An 18,703-nucleotide genomic window follows, 5' to 3' on the forward strand; every position below is an offset into this window, starting at 1 on the left:
TGTAATTTCAGATTAGATAATTAAATATTTAAACCTTATGAACAAATTTTACAAACTAAGCCTTCCCCTGCTTTTTCTGTGGCTCTCCACAGGGATGGCATGGGCACAGATATCCGTCTCGGGTACTGTGACAGACGAGCGGACCTCGGAGCCGCTCATCGGTGCAAGTATCCTGATCAAGGGTACGACCACTGGAACTATCACGGACATTGATGGTAACTTTTCACTAAGCATCCAAAATGCCGATGGAGCAACCCTTGTTGTTTCTTCTATTGGATACTTGACAAAAGAGATCAATGTATCCTCCTCTATGAGCAATCTGAATATTCAGTTGAATCAGGATGCAACTAATTTGGAGGAAGTGGTAGTGACGGGTCTTGCATCTTCTGTAAAAAGAAGTAATCTCGCCAATGCAGTTTCTACCGTTTCTGCCAAAGACCTCACTGGAACAACGACTATCCAAACTACTGACGGGGCCCTCTATGGTAAAGTAGCCGGTGCTACTATCCGATCAAACGGCGGTGCTCCAGGTGGTGGTATGTCGATCCAGCTTCGAGGTATCTCCAGTCTCTCTGGTGCATCTCAGCCACTAATTATTGTGGATGGTGTTTATATTTCCAATGCCACCCAACGAACCGGTCGAGCATCTGTAACAGGAGCAGGCGGAAGTAATCAGGATGACGGAGCTAACCGTCTCGCTGATTTGAATCCAGCTGATATCGAGACAATTGAGGTTTTGAAAGGTCCATCCGCAGCAGCGATCTACGGTACCCGTGCTAATGCAGGTGTAATCATCATTACTACCAAAAGAGGTGCTGAAGGAAGAACTACCGTATCCCTTTCTCAGGATATCGGTTTTGCCGAGCCATTAAGACTACTAGGTGTAGACGACTGGAGTGAGGAAAAAATCAATTTCTTCTTCCCTGAAGCAAGAAGACCGCTTGAGCTTGAAAGATTCAGAGCTGCACAATCTTCTGGTAATTTTATCGACTATGAAGACTTCTTTTACAACAATCAAGCTACACTTCTAAATACTCGAGTGAATGTGTCGGGTGGTAATGAGAAGACCAAATTCTTCGTATCAGGTAACATTTCTGACGAAGAAGGTACTGTTCGAAATACCGGTTTTCAGCGTTATTCCGTAAGAGCAAACATTGATCACAAGATCAGTAATGCCATTCGTCTTGGAGTATCTTCCAACTACATTCAGTCTAACACAGACAGAGGATTCACTGGAAACCAGAACAATACCGGTGCATCTATCGGATACAGTATTGCTTATGTACCTAATTATTTTGATCTGAGAAGGAATGCCGATGGTACCTACCCTGTCAACCCTTACTTCTCAGACAATCCGGTGGCAGTAACAGACAATGCGGTAAACAACTCAGAAGTAAACCGATTTATTCAGGCATTTACCCTGGATATTGATCTTTTGAAAACTGAGAATAGTTTTCTTACTGCCAACATTGCCGGTGGTTTGGATTTCTTACAAAACAGAACACTCATCTATCTTCCTGAATTTTTGCAGTTCCAAAGAGCGCAGGCTAACCCTGGTGATGTATTGAAAGGAAAGCAAGAAAGCTTCAACACCAACTTCCAAGCGGCTTTGGTATATAACTGGAACCTTGGAAGAGTCAATATGAACTCTCAAGCAGGTCTAGTAAGACTAGATTTTAACAATAGTGCTCTATTCAATAGAGGTAGAGGCTTGGTACCAGGCCAAACAAACTTGGGTCAGGCTGCCATCCAAGAAATCAATCAGGAATTCAACTCTGAAGTACAAGAAGCTGGTATTTTCTTGCAGCAGGAAGCAAACTTCGAAGACAAACTGATCGGTACAGTGGGTATCCGTTGGGATAAGTCTACGTTGAACGGTAATCCAAATGAGTATTATGCATTCCCTAGAGCTTCCTTGGCAGTAAACTTGGCTAATTTCGACTTCTGGAGTTCTTCAGTTTTCAATCAAGTAAAACCAAGAATTGCTTATGGTGAAACTGCCGGACCGGTAGGATTCGGAGCAACATTTACTCCACTAGGCGGCACCAACATTGGTGGCCTTCTTGGATCTGTTGTTTCTACTCAAATCGGAAACACACAAATCCGACCTGAAACAGCGACAGAACTGGAATTCGGTGTAGATGTGGGTATGTTCAATAACCGACTTAGCTTGGAAGCAACCTACTACATCAAAAACACTCAGAACAACATTCAAAGCTTGAGACTTTCTCCGGCTACCGGTGTGAATACCACTCCAAGTAATGAGGCAGAGCTTCAAAACAAGGGGATAGAAATCGCACTTTCCGGTAATATTGTAGAGAATCCAAATTTCAAATGGTTCTCCAGAGTACTTTTCTGGCAAAATCGTATTGAAATGACACGCCTGGGTATTCCAACTTATACAGCTGGAGCATTTGGTGCTGGTCTAGGTACTTTCTTGTATGCTGAAGGCTACTCTCCTACGACCATTGTAGGTACTCCTGCTGATCCCAATGTGCCGGGTGGTTTTACCATTTGGGGTAACTCTCAGCCAGACTTCAACCTATCCTTCTTCAATAGTTTCAATATCTACAAAGGACTTGAACTTTCCATCTTGACAGATTGGAGACAAGGTGGTGACAACATCAACTTGACTTCATTCTTGACCGATAGTGGTGGTACTACGAATGGTTGGTTTGATGATGATAATGGAGATGGAATTCCAAATGGACGTCAGCGTGAGCCAGAGCCTTACAATAATGCTGGACGCTGGGTACAAGATGCGACTTTTGTCAAAATCCGTGAAATCGGTTTGTATTACACCATCCCAAGAGCTACGATTCAGGAATGGTTTGGAAGCGCAGTTCAGAATATCCGAGTAGGTGGATCTGTCAACAATGCTTTCCTATTCACCGACTACGAAGGCTACGATCCTGAGACTTCCACTTTCGGAGCTCAAGCAGTAGCAAACAATGTGGATATCGCGCCTTACCCTACACCACGTCGCGTATTCTTCCACTTAACTATCGACTTTTAAACCCGCAACAACATGAAAAACACACTTAAAAATATCAGTAAAGTGATTGCAGTTGCAGGTGTACTTGCAGCATGTAATCCCCTACAATTAGACGAGATACAAGATCCAAACAACCCATCGGTAGGATCTGTATCAGACAATGCAACACGGGAACAAATACAATTCTTGATCACAGGACTCGAGTCAAGACACAGAGGTTATGTCACCAACGTTTCGCAAGCTTGGAATACCTTTGGTCGGGAGATTTGGTACCTCAATGCTTCCGATCCTCGATTCCAGACTGACTGGCTAGGACAAAATGGCCGAACTCCTGATCGATCTTATTTCGGTTTTGGTAACACGGGTGGTGGCTCTTATGCTTCTCCCTATCAGGCCATCAATCAAGCCAATGTCTTGGTAACTGCTTCGGAGAATACCGAGAATATATCTGCTTCTGCCAGAAGTGCGGTAAGCGGTTTTGCTAAAACAATCCAAGGATATCAATACATGATTCCAGCCAACTTCGTCTATGAAAATGGAATCCGAATTGATGTATCTGATCCTTTGAACCCAGGTCCCTTCGTACCTTATGGACAGGCATTGGATGCAATCAAGGCCATTTTGGATGAAGGTGATGCAGCCTTAGGTTCTGCAGGTTCAGGAGCATTTCCGTTCACCTTGACTAGAGGCTTTGATGGATTCAATACTATCGAAGGTCTTCGCCAAGTAAATCGTGCTATCACTGCAAGACTTAATGCTTATCGTCAGGATTGGCAGGGAGTTCTGACAGCTTTGAACGCTTCGTTTATGGACCTAAATGGCGATTTGAATGCCGGTCCTGCCCATCCTTATGGAGCGGCACCCGATATTTTCAACCCATTATTTTATGTACCAAATGCTGCCGTCAATACCATCATCGTGGTACATCCATCTGTTTTGGAAGATGCCACACCAGGTGACTTGAGAGTAGCTTCCAAGTTCTTGGAGCGAGATACCCCTGTAACGGTTTCTACAGATGCAGGTACTTTGGTAGGAACTCACCAAGATGCACGTTGGGCTTCTAACACTGCTTCAATTCCATTCATCAGAAATGAGGAATTGATTCTCTTAAAAGCAGAAGCGCATGCTAACTTGAATCAATCATCAGAAGCTGTGGAAGCAATCAATATCATCCGAAATGCCGCAGGCCTTGGAGATTACTCAGGAGCTACCACACAAGCAGCCTTGATTGATGAAATCTTATATCAGAGACGCTATTCGCTTTGGGCAGAGCCTTGGGGACACCGATGGATCGATGCCCGTCGCTACAATAGATTGAGTGAAATTCCAACCGACTTCGACGGAGGAACAATCTTTACCCAATTCCCTCATCCTCAGGCTGAATTGAGCTGGGAGGAGTATGTAGGAAATTAATCCTCGAATAAATTGACTTAAAAGACCGGCAATTTTGTCGGTCTTTTTCTTTTTCAGCAATAGCAAAGCTACAAGGCCTTTTCCCCTTTTTCCACTATTTTTGCCAATCAAAAAAAATCACCAGAATGTCTATTGCCAGCAAATACGATCCAAGTAACACTGAAGCCAAGTGGTATGAGTATTGGATGGAGCACAAACTTTTTGCTTCCAAAATTGATCCTAACAAGGAACCCTACACCATCGTCATCCCTCCTCCTAATGTGACTGGCGTATTGCATATGGGTCATATGCTGAACAATACGATTCAGGATGTCTTGATTCGACGTGCCCGCATGCAAGGCAAAAATGCTTGCTGGGTACCTGGTACCGACCATGCCTCGATCGCTACCGAAACCAAGGTAGTGCAACTGCTAAAAGAAAAAGGGATCGAAAAGAAGGACCTATCACGTGAGGAATTTCTCAAGCATGCCTGGGAGTGGAAAGAAAAGTATGGAGGAATTATCCTTGAGCAGCTAAAGAAACTGGGAGCTTCCTGTGATTGGGATCGTACTGCCTTTACCATGGATGAAGGCTTGAGCGATGCCGTGATTTCTGTTTTTGTGGATTTGTATAAAAAAGGAAAAATCTACCGAGGCATCCGTATGGTCAACTGGGACCCAAAAGGCCAAACGGCCCTGTCGGATGATGAAGTGATCACCAAGGAGATCGCTTCCAAACTTTACTACATCCAATACCAAATCGAAGGATCACAAGGTCAGTTTTTGACCATTGCGACTACTCGACCAGAGACTATCATGGCCGACGTTGCGATTTGTATCAATCCTAATGATCCCCGCTTCAACCATTTAAAGGGTAAAAAGGCCATCATTCCCCTGATCAATCGTGCCATCCCTATCATCGAGGACGAATATGTGGATATGGAATTTGGTACAGGTTGTCTAAAAGTGACTCCTGCTCATGATATCAATGACTATGAATTGGGAATAAAACACAAGCTGGAAGTTATTGACATCCTCAATGATGACGGAACACTCAATGAAAAAGCTCAAATTCTCGTGGGTGAAGACCGATTTATCGCCCGAAAGAAAATCGCAAAGTTGTTAGAGGAAGTCGGTCAGCTTGAAAAAGTCGAAGACTACAAGTCTAACGTAGGACATTCAGAAAGAACGGATGCCGTAATCGAACCAAAGCTCTCTTTGCAGTGGTTCCTCAAAATGGATGAAATCACCAAGCCGGCCTTCAGCTCTGTGATGGAAGATCTCATCCAACTTCATCCACCCAAGTTCAAAAACATGTACCGGGTCTGGATGGAAAATGTCCGGGACTGGTGTATTTCCCGTCAGCTCTGGTGGGGACATCAGATTCCTGCCTACCATCTTCCCAATGGAGAATTTGTGGTTGCCAAAACCAAAGAGGAAGCACTTAAAATTGCCCAAACTGAGTATGATTCCAGCTACACCTTGGACGACCTCAAGCAAGATGAGGATGTGTTGGATACTTGGTTTAGCTCTTGGCTATGGCCGATTTCTGTATTTGACACAGATATCTTTACCACCGGTAAGCCAAACGAAGAACTGAAATACTACTACCCAACCAATGACCTGGTGACTGCTCCAGAAATTCTATTCTTCTGGGTAGCAAGAATGATCATCGCCGGCTATGAATACATGGGTGAAAAGCCCTTCAAAAATGTGTACCTGACTGGAATCGTAAGGGATAAACTGGGCCGAAAAATGTCCAAGTCTTTGGGTAATTCCCCGGATCCACTGGAGCTGATCGCACAATATGGTGCGGATGGAGTCCGAACAGGAATGCTTTTCTCCTCCCCTGCCGGAAACGATCTTCCATACGATGATAAGCTCGTGGAGCAGGGAAGAAATTTTGCCAACAAAATCTGGAATGCCTTCAGATTGGTGAAAGGCTGGGAAATTGATTCCAATTTGGGCGGTGCGGCCAATACTTCATCAATCCATTGGTTTGAAAACCGCTTCAATCAAGCTTTGGCAGAGATCAATGATCACTTTGAGAAATTCAGAATTTCCGATGCCCTGATGGCTACCTATAAATTGGTATGGGGAGACTTCTGCTCCTGGTATCTGGAAATGATCAAGCCAGAATATCAGAAGCCTATTGATCAGGCGACTTACAACAAGACCATTGAGATTTTCGAGGATATCTTAAAGATACTTCATCCGTTTATGCCTTTCATTTCGGAGGAAATATGGCATCAAATTCAAGACAGGAAAGTGGAAGAATCCTTGATTTTGGCGAAATGGCCGGAAGCAAAACCTTTCGACTCTAAAATCACAGAGGAAGCCAACCAAGTATTCGAGGTGGTTTCTCAAGTCAGAAATTTGAGAGCTTCCAAAGGGATGTCTCCCAAAGAAGCTTTGGACCTAACGATCAATACCAAGCGTCCGGAATTGTATCAGCGCTTTGAATCCTTACTAGTCAAACTGGCCAATTTATCTTCCTTGAATTTCGCATCCAAGGTAGAAAATGCGATGAGCTTCGTGGTCAAAGCAGACGAATGCTTCGTTCCCATGGGAGACTCCATCAATTTGGAAGAGGAAAAAGCCAATCTTCAAAAAGAGCTGGAATACACCAAAGGCTTTTTGAACTCTGTGATGAAGAAGCTATCTAATGAGCGCTTTGTAGCCGGGGCACCCGCTCAGGTAGTAGAGAATGAAAAGAAAAAACAGGCAGATGCAGAGGCGAAAATAAAAGCCTTGGAGGAAAGTCTAGCCAAATTAGGTTAATCTTTGAGGTCTTTAAGACCTCGAAGATTTTAAGCAAATATGAAAAAGAAAATCCAGTGCCGTCAGGTTCTGGATTTTTTTTAGGATTAATAGATGTCAAATTTAGGATAGGAAACAAGAGAGTTTTACTCCACACTAAGCCTCACAAACCCTACTTCATCCTCGATATTCTCGAAAATCCAGATTTGATCACCTTTCACAAAATGTCGTTTGGGCTCCTGAATTAACTCCGGTATAAGGGCCTCTTTGATTAAATTAAGATCCTTGCTGAAGACGCTTAAGTAAACATCTGCTCGAGTGGGGATGTATCTCCCATATTCGGTCTTTTCTTCCCCAAAGTAGTTTTTGTGAGAGAAGCGATAAAACTTTTCTTCATCTGGGTTCCAGAATAACGGTCCATAAGTAATATCAGATTCTGCATTCCTGACGATTTCTTCGATTTCACCCGTTTGACCATCTACTTGACTAGGTGGCAAGTAGGCTCGCCTGGCTCCTAGCAAAGGAGTATCCCATGTTTTGACCGTAATGCTATCTGTTTCTAAATCAAAAACCTGAACCTCATTATAGGTATTTGTTGATAGAAATATTTTGCTACCCACTCTGGTAGAATAAACTCCTGGACCATAGCTACCCGCCATATTTCCATCATAGACAATATCTACTTTATATTCTTTTATTTTCTCAAGTTGAGGCAAATCGATCTCCCTGAATTCTCCAGATTCTAGGTTAAAATCAATCATCAAATACTTACTTTCTTCCCATTTGATAAATAAACCGATCGTCCGTGAAGGATTTTCCGGGTCCATAAAAAATTGATTTGGATAAATATCTGAACTGCTCAAAAGATCAGAAGCTATTTTTTCAAGCTCCAGATCTCGGACTAATTGTCCATTTTGGTCGAAAATGTTATAAAACCGATAGTTCCAAAAAAGGATATTCTCGTCCTCATTGATCAAAAATCCAGAGGTATATTGAGGGATAGAATTGGGGCCATCTTTGTCAAATTGTAACACCTTTTTCAACTTCAATTCATCCAAATCAATCCATTCGGCAATTGCGTCCTCTCGATTGAAATTTATCAAATAGCGTCTATCAGGGTTTAGTTTCGACAACCAAAGATTTTCTTGAAGGTAAATAAACTCCTCTCCCGCATCCACCATTACCGTGTCCAGTGAAACTGTAAAGCTGTCCGAAAGCTCAGTTTTTTCCCCATCATTCCCACCACATGAAGCCAAAAACAAGCTTATCAAAAAAACGAATATTCCATTGCGCATAGTTGAGGAGTAAAGGTTTAAAATTAAATCCTTGGTCAACTTACACACTATTCTCTTCTTTTTTGATTTTGAAAAAGGATTTTTTTGTTAAAATATTTAAACAGCAAAGTCCTTTTGAACAGGTATTTATAAAAAATACCATGTAAATTATGATCAAATCTTTTTAACAATGGAAAAACCCAATAACCCAAATTATCACAACGCAGCCAAGGATTTAGCAGGCCTCATTTATGGGGTAGCCCTAGATGGAGTGGTCACTAGAAACGAATATGCAGCACTAAAAGAATGGTGTAATGAGCACGAAGGCCTGTGCAGCTATGGACCATTTGAAAAACTCTATTCTAAAATCAGGCCACTGATCGATTCTGGTAAAATCTCAGTGGAAGAACTCGACGAAATCGAAGAAACTCTGGATCAATTTCTTGAGAGTATTGGAAGTGAAAAACGAATCGATAAGCCTGATCAGATTTTTATCAATGGGATGTTCAAAGGAATACTTTCCAGCGGGGACATCAACGATCAGGAGGTTTACAAACTCAAAACATTCCTAGAACTCGAAGAGAACAGGAAGATTCAAGAGGAGTACACCGGTCTCTATGAATTGATCAAAAAAGTATGGGCTGATGGTAAAGTTGACGATCAGGAGTTTCGAATTCTCAAAGACTATCTGAATCTACTGATCAAAAGCCACTAGGCTATATTATCCCCTTATCAGGGTGCTTGGGTGTGACAGTTCTACCAAAGGCCTTCAGCTCTTCAACTTGCCCGTCTACGTCTCCATTTGGATAAATCACTGGACCTATTCCAGCTTCTTTCTTTTTGTAGTCTAGATATCCTACTACTACAGGTACTCCTGCACCTAATGCAATGTGGTAGAAACCAGTTTTCCATCGCTTGACTGCTTTTCTTGTTCCTTCAGGGGTAACCATGATGACCAAGTCGTCTGAATTTTTGAGCATTTGGGTCATGGCTTCGGTATAGGTTTGCTTCTTTCCACCCGGGATTCGCTTTCGATCAATCGCAATGCCTCCCAAGCCCTTTAAGAGCCAACCTAAAGGCCCAACCATAATTTCCTTTTTAATGGTATATTTCACAGGAATATCCATCAAAAAGAAGGCGGCCCGAGCGTACAATAAATCCCAATTGGATGTATGAGGAATAGCGATCAATACGGCCTTCTTCACACCTTCAGGCCAAGCTTCTTTCATTGTCCAGCCTGTAATCCAAAACACAAATCTTGAGAGCAACTTCATCATGCTGATAGGGATTTTTCACCAGAGTTTTTCAATTCCAAAATGGAAGGGTTTTCTTCGATGTATCGAAGTGTTTCTACATAGCCTGCCTGAAATAAATCGGAAGCTTTTTTGATATCAAAGACACCAAACTTCCCCAGTCCAGGAGCCTCGATAAAATAATCACACTTTGCCTGACGGCTGTAGACATTATAATTCATCGACATAATAACCGATCGCTCAATCAATCGCTTCATATTTTTGATATCGCTTTCTTCAGGTAGGTGATTGCAATTGACCCCAATCACATAATCACAAGTTCCATCCAGAGGCTCTACCGGCAGATTATTTAGCACTCCTCCATCGATTAGGAATCGGTTTCCAATCACAATTGGCTCAAACATCCCGGGAATACAACTGGAAGCCATCACTGGAGCAATGAGCTCTCCTTCTGAAAAATAAACTGCTTTTCCTTTTTTGATATCTGTAGCAGCTACAGTCAGCGGGGTTTTGAGTTGGGAAAAATCATTATGCTTCAAATAAGTTCGAAAAAGTCCTTCAATACTGCTCATTTTCAGAATACCTTTCCAAGAAATGGCAGGTCGAAGAAACTTAAAATAATTTGTCTCCACGATAATCTTGAGAATTTCCGTAGGTGAATACCCTTCGCAATACATGGCTCCTGCAATTGCTCCTGCTGAGGTACCACTGACATGAGTAGGGAATATTCCTGCTTCATTCAGTCCTTGAAGTACTCCCAAGTGAGAAATTCCACGCACTCCCCCTCCGGAAAGGGCAACACCGATTTTTAAATTAGATTTCATCGAGTCGGAAAGTTTGATCTACACGTACCCCTTTCTCAGTACGCTTTAGTGTACAGCATTCATCCACTGCATCATGTTCAAAGAATAGGATATAATCGTTGTCAACTGCCTCCTCGAGGAACCTAGCCTTTTCATCCATGGTCAACAAAGGACGGGTATCGTAGCCCATCACATAGGGAATCGGAATATGTCCTACTGAAGGAAGCAAATCTGCCACAAACACAATAGTTTTTCCTTTATAACTGAGTTTTGGAAGCATTTGCTTGTCTGTATGACCATCAACAGTGATAAAGTCAAATCCCGGGAAAAGGGTCTTTTCTTTCAAATCCACAAAATCCAGCTGATTCAATTCCTGCATAGGAAGGATATTATCCTTGAGGAAAGAAGCCTTTTCCCGCGGATTGGGTTCGGTCGCCCACTTCCAATGATCCGGGTTGCTCCAGTAAGTCGCACGAGGAAAAGTCATTTCATATTGGCCATGAGAACCATATTTGACTCCGCCTCCACAGTGGTCAAAGTGCAGGTGTGTCAGAAAATTATCAGTAATCTGATGAAAACCTACTCCAAGGGCTTTCAGGGATTTCTCCAGAGAGTCATCTCCATGCAAGTAGTAGTGAGAGAAAAACTTGGCATCCTGTTTTTCACCTATTCCATTATCGATAAGCACAACTCTGTCCCCATCCACTGCGAGGAGGCAGCGCATAGCCCATGTACAGAGGTTATTTTCATCTGCAGGATTTGTACGGGACCAGAGAACCTTAGGCACTACACCAAACATGGCCCCTCCGTCCAGTTTGAAAAATCCGGTATTGACAGTGTACAGTTCCATAGTATTTCAAAATAAAATCCCGAACCGGAAAGTTCGGGATGGAAGATTTATTCGACGACGACACCCATCGAGCAAAACTTCTCGATTCGTTGATCGATTCGTTTTTCGGGCTTTTGTTTATCGAGTTCTTTTAAGGTTTTTAAGATAGTGTCTTTGATCGTTTCGGACATGGTTTTCAAGTCGCGATGTGCACCACCTAGGGGCTCAGGAATAATATCATCAATTAATCCATTTCCCTTCATATCGTTTGCAGTAAGCTTCAATGCCTCTGCTGCTTGCTCTTTATAATCCCAAGACCTCCACAAAATAGAAGAGCATGATTCCGGAGAAATAACTGAGTACCAAGTATTTTCTAGCATAAAGACCCGGTCTCCGATGGCGATTCCAAGTGCGCCACCTGATGCACCCTCACCGATAATGATACAAATGACGGGTACTTTCAGCATAAACATCTCCTTGAGATTTCTTGCAATCGCTTCTCCCTGACCTCTTTCTTCAGCCTCAAGTCCTGGAAATGCTCCAGGTGTATCAATTAGCGTAACGATCGGCTTACCAAATTTCTCAGCCATTTTCATTAAGCGTAGTGCCTTTCTGTAGCCCTCTGGATTGGCCATCCCAAAGTTTCGTTCCTGTCTTTGCTTGGTATTTCTTCCTTTCTGCTGACCTATAAACATCACCGTCCGGCCATCAATATCTCCCAAACCACCAATCATCGCTTTGTCATCTTTCACACTGCGATCTCCATGCAGCTCAATAAAGTCATTGGTGATCTCATAGATATAATCAAGCGCGTAAGGTCGGTCTGCATGGCGACTAAGCTGAACTCGCTGCCATCTAGTCAGATTCTCAAATGTTTCCTTTTTCAAATTTTGGATCTTTTCTTCCAGGGATTCAATATCGGCACTTAAATCGATATTTCTACCCTTGGCCAAATCCTTCATTTCCTGGAGTTTTTGCTCTAAATCAGCAATTGGTTTTTCGAATTCTAATACCATTTGATTGGTTTTTGATAAAACAAAGATAAGGAATCTACTTTAGAGAAAAACTCTTTGTAGGAAATCGGATAATTGAAAAAATTTTAAAAATTATTTACCTGAAAAAGAACAGGATAGGATTTTATTGAAAATTTTTTTTGGTAGAGGTATTGCGGAAAAACTCGAAATACCTACCTTTGCATCACTTCAAACGAGAAGGACATCAAAAAAACAATGGAGCGGTAGTTCAGCTGGTTAGAATGCCTGCCTGTCACGCAGGAGGTCGCGGGTTCGAGTCCCGTCCGTTCCGCTTAAAGTCCCAAAGAAATTTGGGACTTTTTTCGTTTATAGACCTACCAACATGATATACCTTCAACACTTTCTTTTTCCATTAGAATATAATCTCTTGCCTAACTTTGGTGATTCAAATAATATCGTTTCAAAATAGATTTTAAGCGATGAGATACTTCACCATTCTAATTCTTACTTCTTTCCTAATTAATTCAGGACTAAAAGCCCAAGACCGTGTAACAGGTAAAAACTTCGCCACGCGGTCAGAAATTCTTGCTCAAAACGGAATGGTGGCTACCAGCCAACCCCTAGCGACACAAGCCGCCCTTGACATTCTTAAAAAAGGCGGAAGCGCTGTCGATGCGGCTATTGCTGCTAATGCCATGTTGGGCCTAGTTGAGCCGCATGCCTGTGGAATCGGTGGGGATGTATTTGCCATCGTTTGGAATGCCAAAGAAAAAAAGCTCTATGGGCTAAACGGCAGTGGTCGGGCTCCAGCAAGTTTGACCATGGAAGTCTTTAAAGAAAAAGGTCTACAATACGCCCCCTTCTTAGGACCTCTCCCTGTCTCAGTGCCCGGAGCTGTAGATGGATGGTTCGAACTTCACGAAAAGTTTGGAAAACTTAGCATGCAAGAAATCCTTCAACCGGCAATTGATTATGGAAATAATGGATTTCCAGTTTCAGAAATCATTGTTTGGCAAATGAATGATGACTGGCCTCGAATGAAGGATATTCCCGGCTTCAAAGCTACCTACATGCCAAATGGCCAAACTACTCCCCAAAAAGGAGATATTTTCAAAAACCCAGACTTGGCAAGGACTTATGATATGATTGCCAAAGGTGGAAAAGAAGCCTTTTATGAAGGAGAAATTGCGAGGACCATCGATCGGTTTATGAAGGATAATGACGGGTATTTGAGCTATGAAGATCTGAAAAACCATACCTCTGAATGGGTAGAACCCGTCAGCACCAATTACCGGGGATATGATGTATGGGAACTGCCTCCGAACGGTCAAGGAATCGCCGCTCTGCAAATGCTCAATATTCTGGAAGGCTTTGACCTCCAGTCCATGGGCTTCGGAAGTGCGGAGTATCTCCATGTACTTACAGAAGCTAAAAAACTCGCCTACGAAGATCGGGCAAAATACTATGCTGACCCTGAATTTAATGAAATTCCTGTCGAATACTTGATTTCCAAAGAATATGCAGCTGAGCGCAGAAAACTAATCGACCTGAATCAAGCCTCCAGAGAATACCCTGCCGGAGATTTGGAAAAAGGAAATACCACCTATTTGACGGTCGCAGATTCAGAGGGTAATATGGTTTCATTTATCCAAAGTATCTATGATGAATTTGGCTCAGGTATGGTTCCAGACGGACTGGGTTTTGTACTTCAAAATCGAGGACAAATGTTCAATGTTCAAGACCCTGATCACTGGAATTCATTGGCTCGTGGAAAGCGACCTTTTCACACCATTATTCCAGCTTTTGTCACTAAAGATGGAGAACCCTTTATGAGTTTTGGATTGATGGGAGGGGCAGTGCAGCCTCAGGGTCATACCCAAATTTTGGTCAATATCATCGATTTTGGAATGAATATACAAGAAGCTGGAGATGCTCCTCGAATGCGACATACAGGTTCCTCCCAACCTACCGGATCGAAAATGACTTCTGGAGGTTCGCTTAATTTGGAAAGTGGTTTTTCTTATGAGGTTATTCGAAAATTGGAAGAAATGGGCCATCGGGTTGAATTCAGCGTTGGAGCCTTTGGAGGCTATCAGGCTATCAAATTTGATCCCGTAAGGAAAGTTTATTACGGAGCCTCAGAATCCAGAAAAGACGGACAAGCTGCAGGATATTAAAAATGAAAGCCCTTTGAACTGTAATCAAAGGGCTTTGGTTTTAGAGTCCTTTTTGCCAGTTCCAGCTATCCCGCATGGAATCAGCAAGTGAGTATTTTGGGTACCAACCAAGCACTTCATTTATTTTCTTGGTATCAGCCCAGATTTTCACCACATCACCAGGTCTTCTAGGACCAATTTCATAGTTCAACTTGACATTGGTGACTTCTTCAAAAGTTTTGATGACCTGCAAGACAGTGTCTCCCTTCCCAGTACCCACATTAAACACATCATAGAAATTGTTCTGTTTTTCATCCAGGTAAGCTAAGGCTTTGACATGGGCATCGGCAAGATCCATCACGTGAATGAAGTCTCTTACACAGGAGCCATCAGGCGTATCGTAATCATCTCCAAATACGGTCAATTTTTCGCGAATACCGGCTGCTGTTTGCGTTACAAATGGGACTAGATTATTTGGCTTCCCTTGAGGGAGTTCGCCGATTTTACCACTTGGATGAGCTCCCACAGGATTGAAATAGCGGAGCGAGATGACTCGAATACCTGGCTTGCTTTTCACAAAATCTACTAACATATCCTCGCATACTTTTTTGCTATTTCCATAGGGACTTTCAGCATCCTTTCGAGGAGTAGCTTCTGTGACAGGAAGGATGTCTGGCTGACCATAGACAGTGCAGGAGGAAGAAAAGACCAAATCCTGGATTTTATGATCCCGCATAAATTCCATAATCTCTATGAGGGAAACCAGATTGTTTCGGTAGTATTTTAAGGGGAGTTCTGTACTTTCTCCCACTGCTTTGAAAGCGGCAAAATGAATCACCCCACTCAGTTGATGGTCTTTGGCCACCTGATCCAGAAGACTCCTATCTGCACAATCGCCTTGATAGCAGGTAATCTTTCTACTTGTAATCTCTTCCAATCTATCTAAAACACTTTCCTGAGAATTGGAGAAATCATCAATGATTATTGGTTCAAAATCTGAATTGATCAATTCAACTGCTGTATGGGAGCCAATATATCCTGCTCCACCTGTAATTAAAATTTTCTTCATATTTCAAAAATTGCTTAACAAAAGTATCAAATACTAAGAGAAAGCATGGATAAAAATGTAATTATTGAATCAAAGTAAATGACCCACGAATTTGATCCGTCTGAAGGCCCGACTCTAAAGCATATTCATAATTGAGATAGTAGATATACACTCCTGCAGGCATGGATTCGCCTTTGAAAAGCCCATTCCAGCCTTCAACTCCAGAAAACAGCAATTGTCCCCATCGATCAAAAATTAACAGCTCATAAGAGATACTACAGTTGGAAACTGGCTGGTATGGACCATCTTGTGGATCAAACCCAGTTGGCATGCGGACAGCCGGGCGAGCATCGGGAACGATACCTACCCCGCTGACTTCACAGCCATTTGCATCTATTATCCTGACACCATATTCTCCCGATGAGAGCGACTCAAGAACATCTGAATTCCCGCCTTGTTCCCAAATTATCTGATAAGGGGCTGTTCCTCCTGTAGGAATCACTCTGATTGCTCCATCTACTCCGCCCGGACATCCCGGACTAAGTTGTTCAAAACTGATTTCCAAAGCTTCTGGAGCCTCCATTATTCCTTGAACGGGGAAGGTACAGCCATTATCATCCTGGACAAGTAGATTGAATTCTCCTTCAGCAATCCCCGAAACAGTTAAAATCCCAGAATTCCATTCGCTTTGATTTCCTAAAGCAGTAAAAGGAGCCGTCCCTCCTACCATTTCTAAGAAAACCTGACCGTCACCACTTGCCTTACATAAGGGCCTGCTTTGGCTAATAGAAAGTAATTCTATGGGAGCAGGATCCTGAATTTCAACTTCAAAAGGGAAATCGCCACAACCTTGCAAATCCCGAACAAGCACTTGGTAGCTTCCAGAGGGAAGGCCTTCAGCTTTGCTATCGTTGAGATCCGGATCATGGGACCATTCAAATTCGAAAAGTCCAGAACCTCCGGATATTGCCAAATCGATCTGACCGTCAGAATCACCTGGACAGGACGGGCTGATTATTGAACCAATTTCCACAGATAAATCAGGGAATTGATCCACGGTCAAAACTTCAGAGGTTCCAAAACATGTACCTCCACCCGGCAATCGCTCCTCGTAAAACAAAGTTCTTGTCGGAGAATTTGGATCCCATTCTACCTGAATAGACTCCGAAATCGTATTACCAATGATGCTTCCTCCCGTAATAAACCATTCATACTCTTTTCCTGCTTGTGGAAAAGGAACCAAATAATCAAAAGGTCCGGTATTGGTTCCGCAAAGTCCTAATTGCCCTTCCGGTAAATCAGGCGTAATGGAGTCATCCAAAGATATTTCTAGATCTAAAGTTTGGCCTTGACACCCGTTTTCACCTACAGGTATTGCTCGAACATAGGCGGCAGGGTTGGCAATACCCCAATCAACTACTATTTCCAGATCATTTACTTCAGAAAAGGTTCCCCCTTCTACCTCCCAAATCACATCAAAAACGCCCACTTCATCTTCCAAAAAGTACCGCACTCTCGCCGTTTCTGGACAAAGAGAAGTTGGACCAGAAAGCTCTGCTCCAATATCTTCCACAGTCACCTCAAAATTGAATTCTGTTTCGCTGCCGCAAGAGCCATCTCCTGTGGATGCAAAAACAGTAACTTCATAATCTCCTGGCTCGGTGAAGGTATGATTGACGGCTTTTCCATCCTTCAAATCTGAATCATCTCCAAAGTCCCAGGAAAAATCAACAAAGCGGGAATCGTCTGGGAATATTTCCCATAAACCCTCTTGATCCAAGCAAGCCACCCGATCTCCCACCACTTCAAAATCATAGATGGTTTCGGTTTCAAACTGTACATTTTCCAAACTGGCCCCTATCGCAAAACCATAGGACTCAATCGACCCGGAGCCATAAACATATCCAATGAAGCCCTCAGGATTTGAAAGCGTATTCACCCCAAAAGGGACTTTGATTCGAGCATAGGAAAAATCACTATTCAAAACAGGTTGAAATTGATTTCCTACGGCTTGCCCGTTTAAAATGGTTTGATTGGCGGCATCACTTTCTACGAGAATCGTAACAAAATGCTCAATATCTTGATTGAAGCCACCGATTAGCTTTCCTGTTGAAAAGGTAATGCTTTCCAGTTGCTGCGAATTGGGACTAAGAAGAAAAAGCGTTGGATCACCCAAGGGAGCCACCCCAAATTCATTACAAGCCCCACTTTTTGCAATTACGGCAACCGAGCTAGGCTTTGAAGTTTCGATCAGTGCCAACTCATCCTTGGCAAATTCAAAACGGGTAAACTCGCGTGCATCAAGGGTAGCTCTTAATACTCCATTTACCCGAATTTCAGTATCATTCTCAGCAGCCAAAACTTTGACAATTTCTCCCGAAGTCCGACCTGCTAGTGGAACGTGTATATACTCTTTGCCCCAACTTTCGAGTGGGTAAGCTTGCTGAAAAATATGATCTCCACTGGTACCACAATCTCCCGCACTTGAGGTCTTATTCCCACCAAATACTGCCAAAAGCTTGCAGGAATCTGAGGTGGCATTTAGTACTCGAACTCGTGACCCGGTCAGATCTCCGTTGGCTTTGATTTGATAGCTTTCACCTGCATTCAGAGTGAATTGAATGGGTGCTCCTGCTGGAATTGTATTGACAGTTGGAGCTGTAGGAATTACTTCAACTTGCGTATCATTTTCGATGGCTACCACCAAAAGAGTGCTTTCGAAGTTCTGATTACTTCCAGGATCCAAACTCGGATCAACCACATCATAGTGCGCCATGACCAAATACTCACTGCTCAGAGCGGTAGTTGGTAGAATAACCGTTCCGTCTGTACTATATTCTCGCCCATTGATGGCATGAACAGTCAAATCTCCTGAGCTAGTAACTTTAAATGGTTTGAAATCTACAGCTCCACTTCCCCTATGAATTACCCCTTCCCCATCTCCGTCAAATTCGCGAATCAGTTGCTCCCCAGGCTCTAAGTCGAAAGTAATGCTTTGGCGGGGAGTCTGGATAGTTCCGGCTGCTTCCTCTACCGCTGTAATGATTACGACTACCCGATCGGGCTGAGAGTTCCGACGATTATTATCCATAAAGCCGATGTAAAACTCCCTACCGATGGTGCTGATTTGGGCATGGGATAAAAATGGCAAAAGCATAAGCAACAAGGCTATCAACCTTTTACCTACACTCATCTTACTCTCCCACACTCTTCTAATCAT

Annotated in this window: 12 protein-coding genes and 1 tRNA gene; 6 read left to right on the forward strand and 7 right to left on the reverse strand. The window is 42.9% G+C overall.

Annotated features, from left to right (window positions below; genetic code table 11):
• The first annotated feature begins 37 nt into the window (after positions 1-37).
• The 3 genes from OU792_RS09905 to OU792_RS09915 all read left to right on the forward strand — a co-directional run bounded on the left by OU792_RS09905 (position 38) and on the right by OU792_RS09915 (position 7,167).
• Positions 38-3,016, forward strand: a complete 2,979-nt coding sequence (locus OU792_RS09905) for a SusC/RagA family TonB-linked outer membrane protein (protein ID WP_026947466.1) — start codon at positions 38-40, stop codon at positions 3,014-3,016.
• A gap of 12 nt (positions 3,017-3,028) precedes the next feature.
• Positions 3,029-4,408 carry a RagB/SusD family nutrient uptake outer membrane protein gene (locus OU792_RS09910; protein ID WP_134202765.1) on the forward strand — a complete coding sequence of 460 codons (1,380 nt, stop codon included), beginning with the start codon at positions 3,029-3,031 and terminating at the stop codon, positions 4,406-4,408.
• Between the two features lie 125 nt (positions 4,409-4,533).
• On the forward strand, positions 4,534-7,167 hold the full coding sequence (locus OU792_RS09915) for a valine--tRNA ligase (protein ID WP_274670074.1): 2,634 nt from the start codon (positions 4,534-4,536) through the stop codon (positions 7,165-7,167).
• A gap of 125 nt (positions 7,168-7,292) precedes the next feature.
• Here the strand turns inward: OU792_RS09915 and OU792_RS09920 are convergent, their stop codons facing one another.
• On the reverse strand, positions 7,293-8,441 hold the full coding sequence (locus tag OU792_RS09920; RefSeq protein WP_274670075.1) for a DUF4221 family protein: 1,149 nt from the start codon (positions 8,439-8,441) through the stop codon (positions 7,293-7,295).
• A 169-nt stretch (positions 8,442-8,610) separates the two neighbouring features.
• Here OU792_RS09920 and OU792_RS09925 point away from each other — a divergent pair, with 169 nt between their 5' ends.
• On the forward strand, positions 8,611-9,135 hold the full coding sequence (locus tag OU792_RS09925; RefSeq protein WP_026947462.1) for a hypothetical protein: 525 nt from the start codon (positions 8,611-8,613) through the stop codon (positions 9,133-9,135).
• A 1-nt stretch (position 9,136) separates the two neighbouring features.
• Here the strand turns inward: OU792_RS09925 and OU792_RS09930 are convergent, their stop codons facing one another.
• The 4 genes from OU792_RS09930 to OU792_RS09945 are packed head-to-tail and all read right to left on the reverse strand — an operon-like array spanning position 9,137 to position 12,321.
• On the reverse strand, positions 9,137-9,697 hold the full coding sequence (locus OU792_RS09930; protein WP_274670076.1) for a 1-acyl-sn-glycerol-3-phosphate acyltransferase: 561 nt from the start codon (positions 9,695-9,697) through the stop codon (positions 9,137-9,139).
• Positions 9,694-10,497, reverse strand: a complete 804-nt coding sequence (locus OU792_RS09935) for a patatin-like phospholipase family protein (RefSeq protein ID WP_134202769.1) — start codon at positions 10,495-10,497, stop codon at positions 9,694-9,696. The genes OU792_RS09930 and OU792_RS09935 overlap by 4 nt, the downstream gene beginning before the upstream one ends.
• Positions 10,487-11,326 carry an MBL fold metallo-hydrolase gene (locus OU792_RS09940; protein ID WP_134202770.1) on the reverse strand — a complete coding sequence of 280 codons (840 nt, stop codon included), beginning with the start codon at positions 11,324-11,326 and terminating at the stop codon, positions 10,487-10,489. Before OU792_RS09940 ends, OU792_RS09935 begins: the two co-directional genes overlap by 11 nt.
• 47 nt (positions 11,327-11,373) lie before the next feature.
• Positions 11,374-12,321 (reverse strand): acetyl-CoA carboxylase carboxyltransferase subunit alpha, encoded by a 948-nt coding sequence (locus OU792_RS09945; RefSeq protein ID WP_024282861.1) that lies wholly within the window; start codon positions 12,319-12,321, stop codon positions 11,374-11,376.
• Between the two features lie 215 nt (positions 12,322-12,536).
• On the opposite strand from OU792_RS09945, the gene OU792_RS09950 reads away from it, so the two are divergent.
• Together OU792_RS09950 and ggt are read left to right on the forward strand one after the other, a co-directional pair.
• Positions 12,537-12,610 (forward strand) — tRNA-Asp (locus OU792_RS09950).
• A gap of 148 nt (positions 12,611-12,758) precedes the next feature.
• Positions 12,759-14,456 carry a gamma-glutamyltransferase gene (gene ggt, locus OU792_RS09955; RefSeq protein WP_274670077.1) on the forward strand — a complete coding sequence of 566 codons (1,698 nt, stop codon included), beginning with the start codon at positions 12,759-12,761 and terminating at the stop codon, positions 14,454-14,456.
• Between the two features lie 40 nt (positions 14,457-14,496).
• Here the strand turns inward: ggt and galE are convergent, their stop codons facing one another.
• Both galE and OU792_RS09965 read right to left on the reverse strand, forming a co-directional pair.
• Positions 14,497-15,504 carry a UDP-glucose 4-epimerase GalE gene (galE, locus tag OU792_RS09960; protein WP_134202772.1) on the reverse strand — a complete coding sequence of 336 codons (1,008 nt, stop codon included), beginning with the start codon at positions 15,502-15,504 and terminating at the stop codon, positions 14,497-14,499.
• 61 nt (positions 15,505-15,565) lie between these two features.
• On the reverse strand, positions 15,566-18,703 hold the full coding sequence (locus tag OU792_RS09965) for a PKD domain-containing protein (protein WP_134202773.1): 3,138 nt from the start codon (positions 18,701-18,703) through the stop codon (positions 15,566-15,568).

Origin of the sequence: Algoriphagus sp. NF (assembly GCF_028823735.1) — a bacterium.
GTDB lineage: Bacteria > Bacteroidota > Bacteroidia > Cytophagales > Cyclobacteriaceae > Algoriphagus > Algoriphagus marincola.

Coding starts and splice junctions, on each gene's coding strand:
- OU792_RS09905 (WP_026947466.1), top strand. CDS start 38: ATGAACAAATTTTACAAACTAAGCCTTCCCCTGCTTTTTCTGTGGCTC.
- OU792_RS09910 (WP_134202765.1), top strand. CDS start 3,029: ATGAAAAACACACTTAAAAATATCAGTAAAGTGATTGCAGTTGCAGGT.
- OU792_RS09915 (WP_274670074.1), top strand. CDS start 4,534: ATGTCTATTGCCAGCAAATACGATCCAAGTAACACTGAAGCCAAGTGG.
- OU792_RS09920 (WP_274670075.1), bottom strand. CDS start 8,441: ATGCGCAATGGAATATTCGTTTTTTTGATAAGCTTGTTTTTGGCTTCA.
- OU792_RS09925 (WP_026947462.1), top strand. CDS start 8,611: ATGGAAAAACCCAATAACCCAAATTATCACAACGCAGCCAAGGATTTA.
- OU792_RS09930 (WP_274670076.1), bottom strand. CDS start 9,697: ATGATGAAGTTGCTCTCAAGATTTGTGTTTTGGATTACAGGCTGGACA.
- OU792_RS09935 (WP_134202769.1), bottom strand. CDS start 10,497: ATGAAATCTAATTTAAAAATCGGTGTTGCCCTTTCCGGAGGGGGAGTG.
- OU792_RS09940 (WP_134202770.1), bottom strand. CDS start 11,326: ATGGAACTGTACACTGTCAATACCGGATTTTTCAAACTGGACGGAGGG.
- OU792_RS09945 (WP_024282861.1), bottom strand. CDS start 12,321: ATGGTATTAGAATTCGAAAAACCAATTGCTGATTTAGAGCAAAAACTC.
- ggt (WP_274670077.1), top strand. CDS start 12,759: ATGAGATACTTCACCATTCTAATTCTTACTTCTTTCCTAATTAATTCA.
- galE (WP_134202772.1), bottom strand. CDS start 15,504: ATGAAGAAAATTTTAATTACAGGTGGAGCAGGATATATTGGCTCCCAT.
- OU792_RS09965 (WP_134202773.1), bottom strand. CDS start 18,703: ATGATTAGAAGAGTGTGGGAGAGTAAGATGAGTGTAGGTAAAAGGTTG.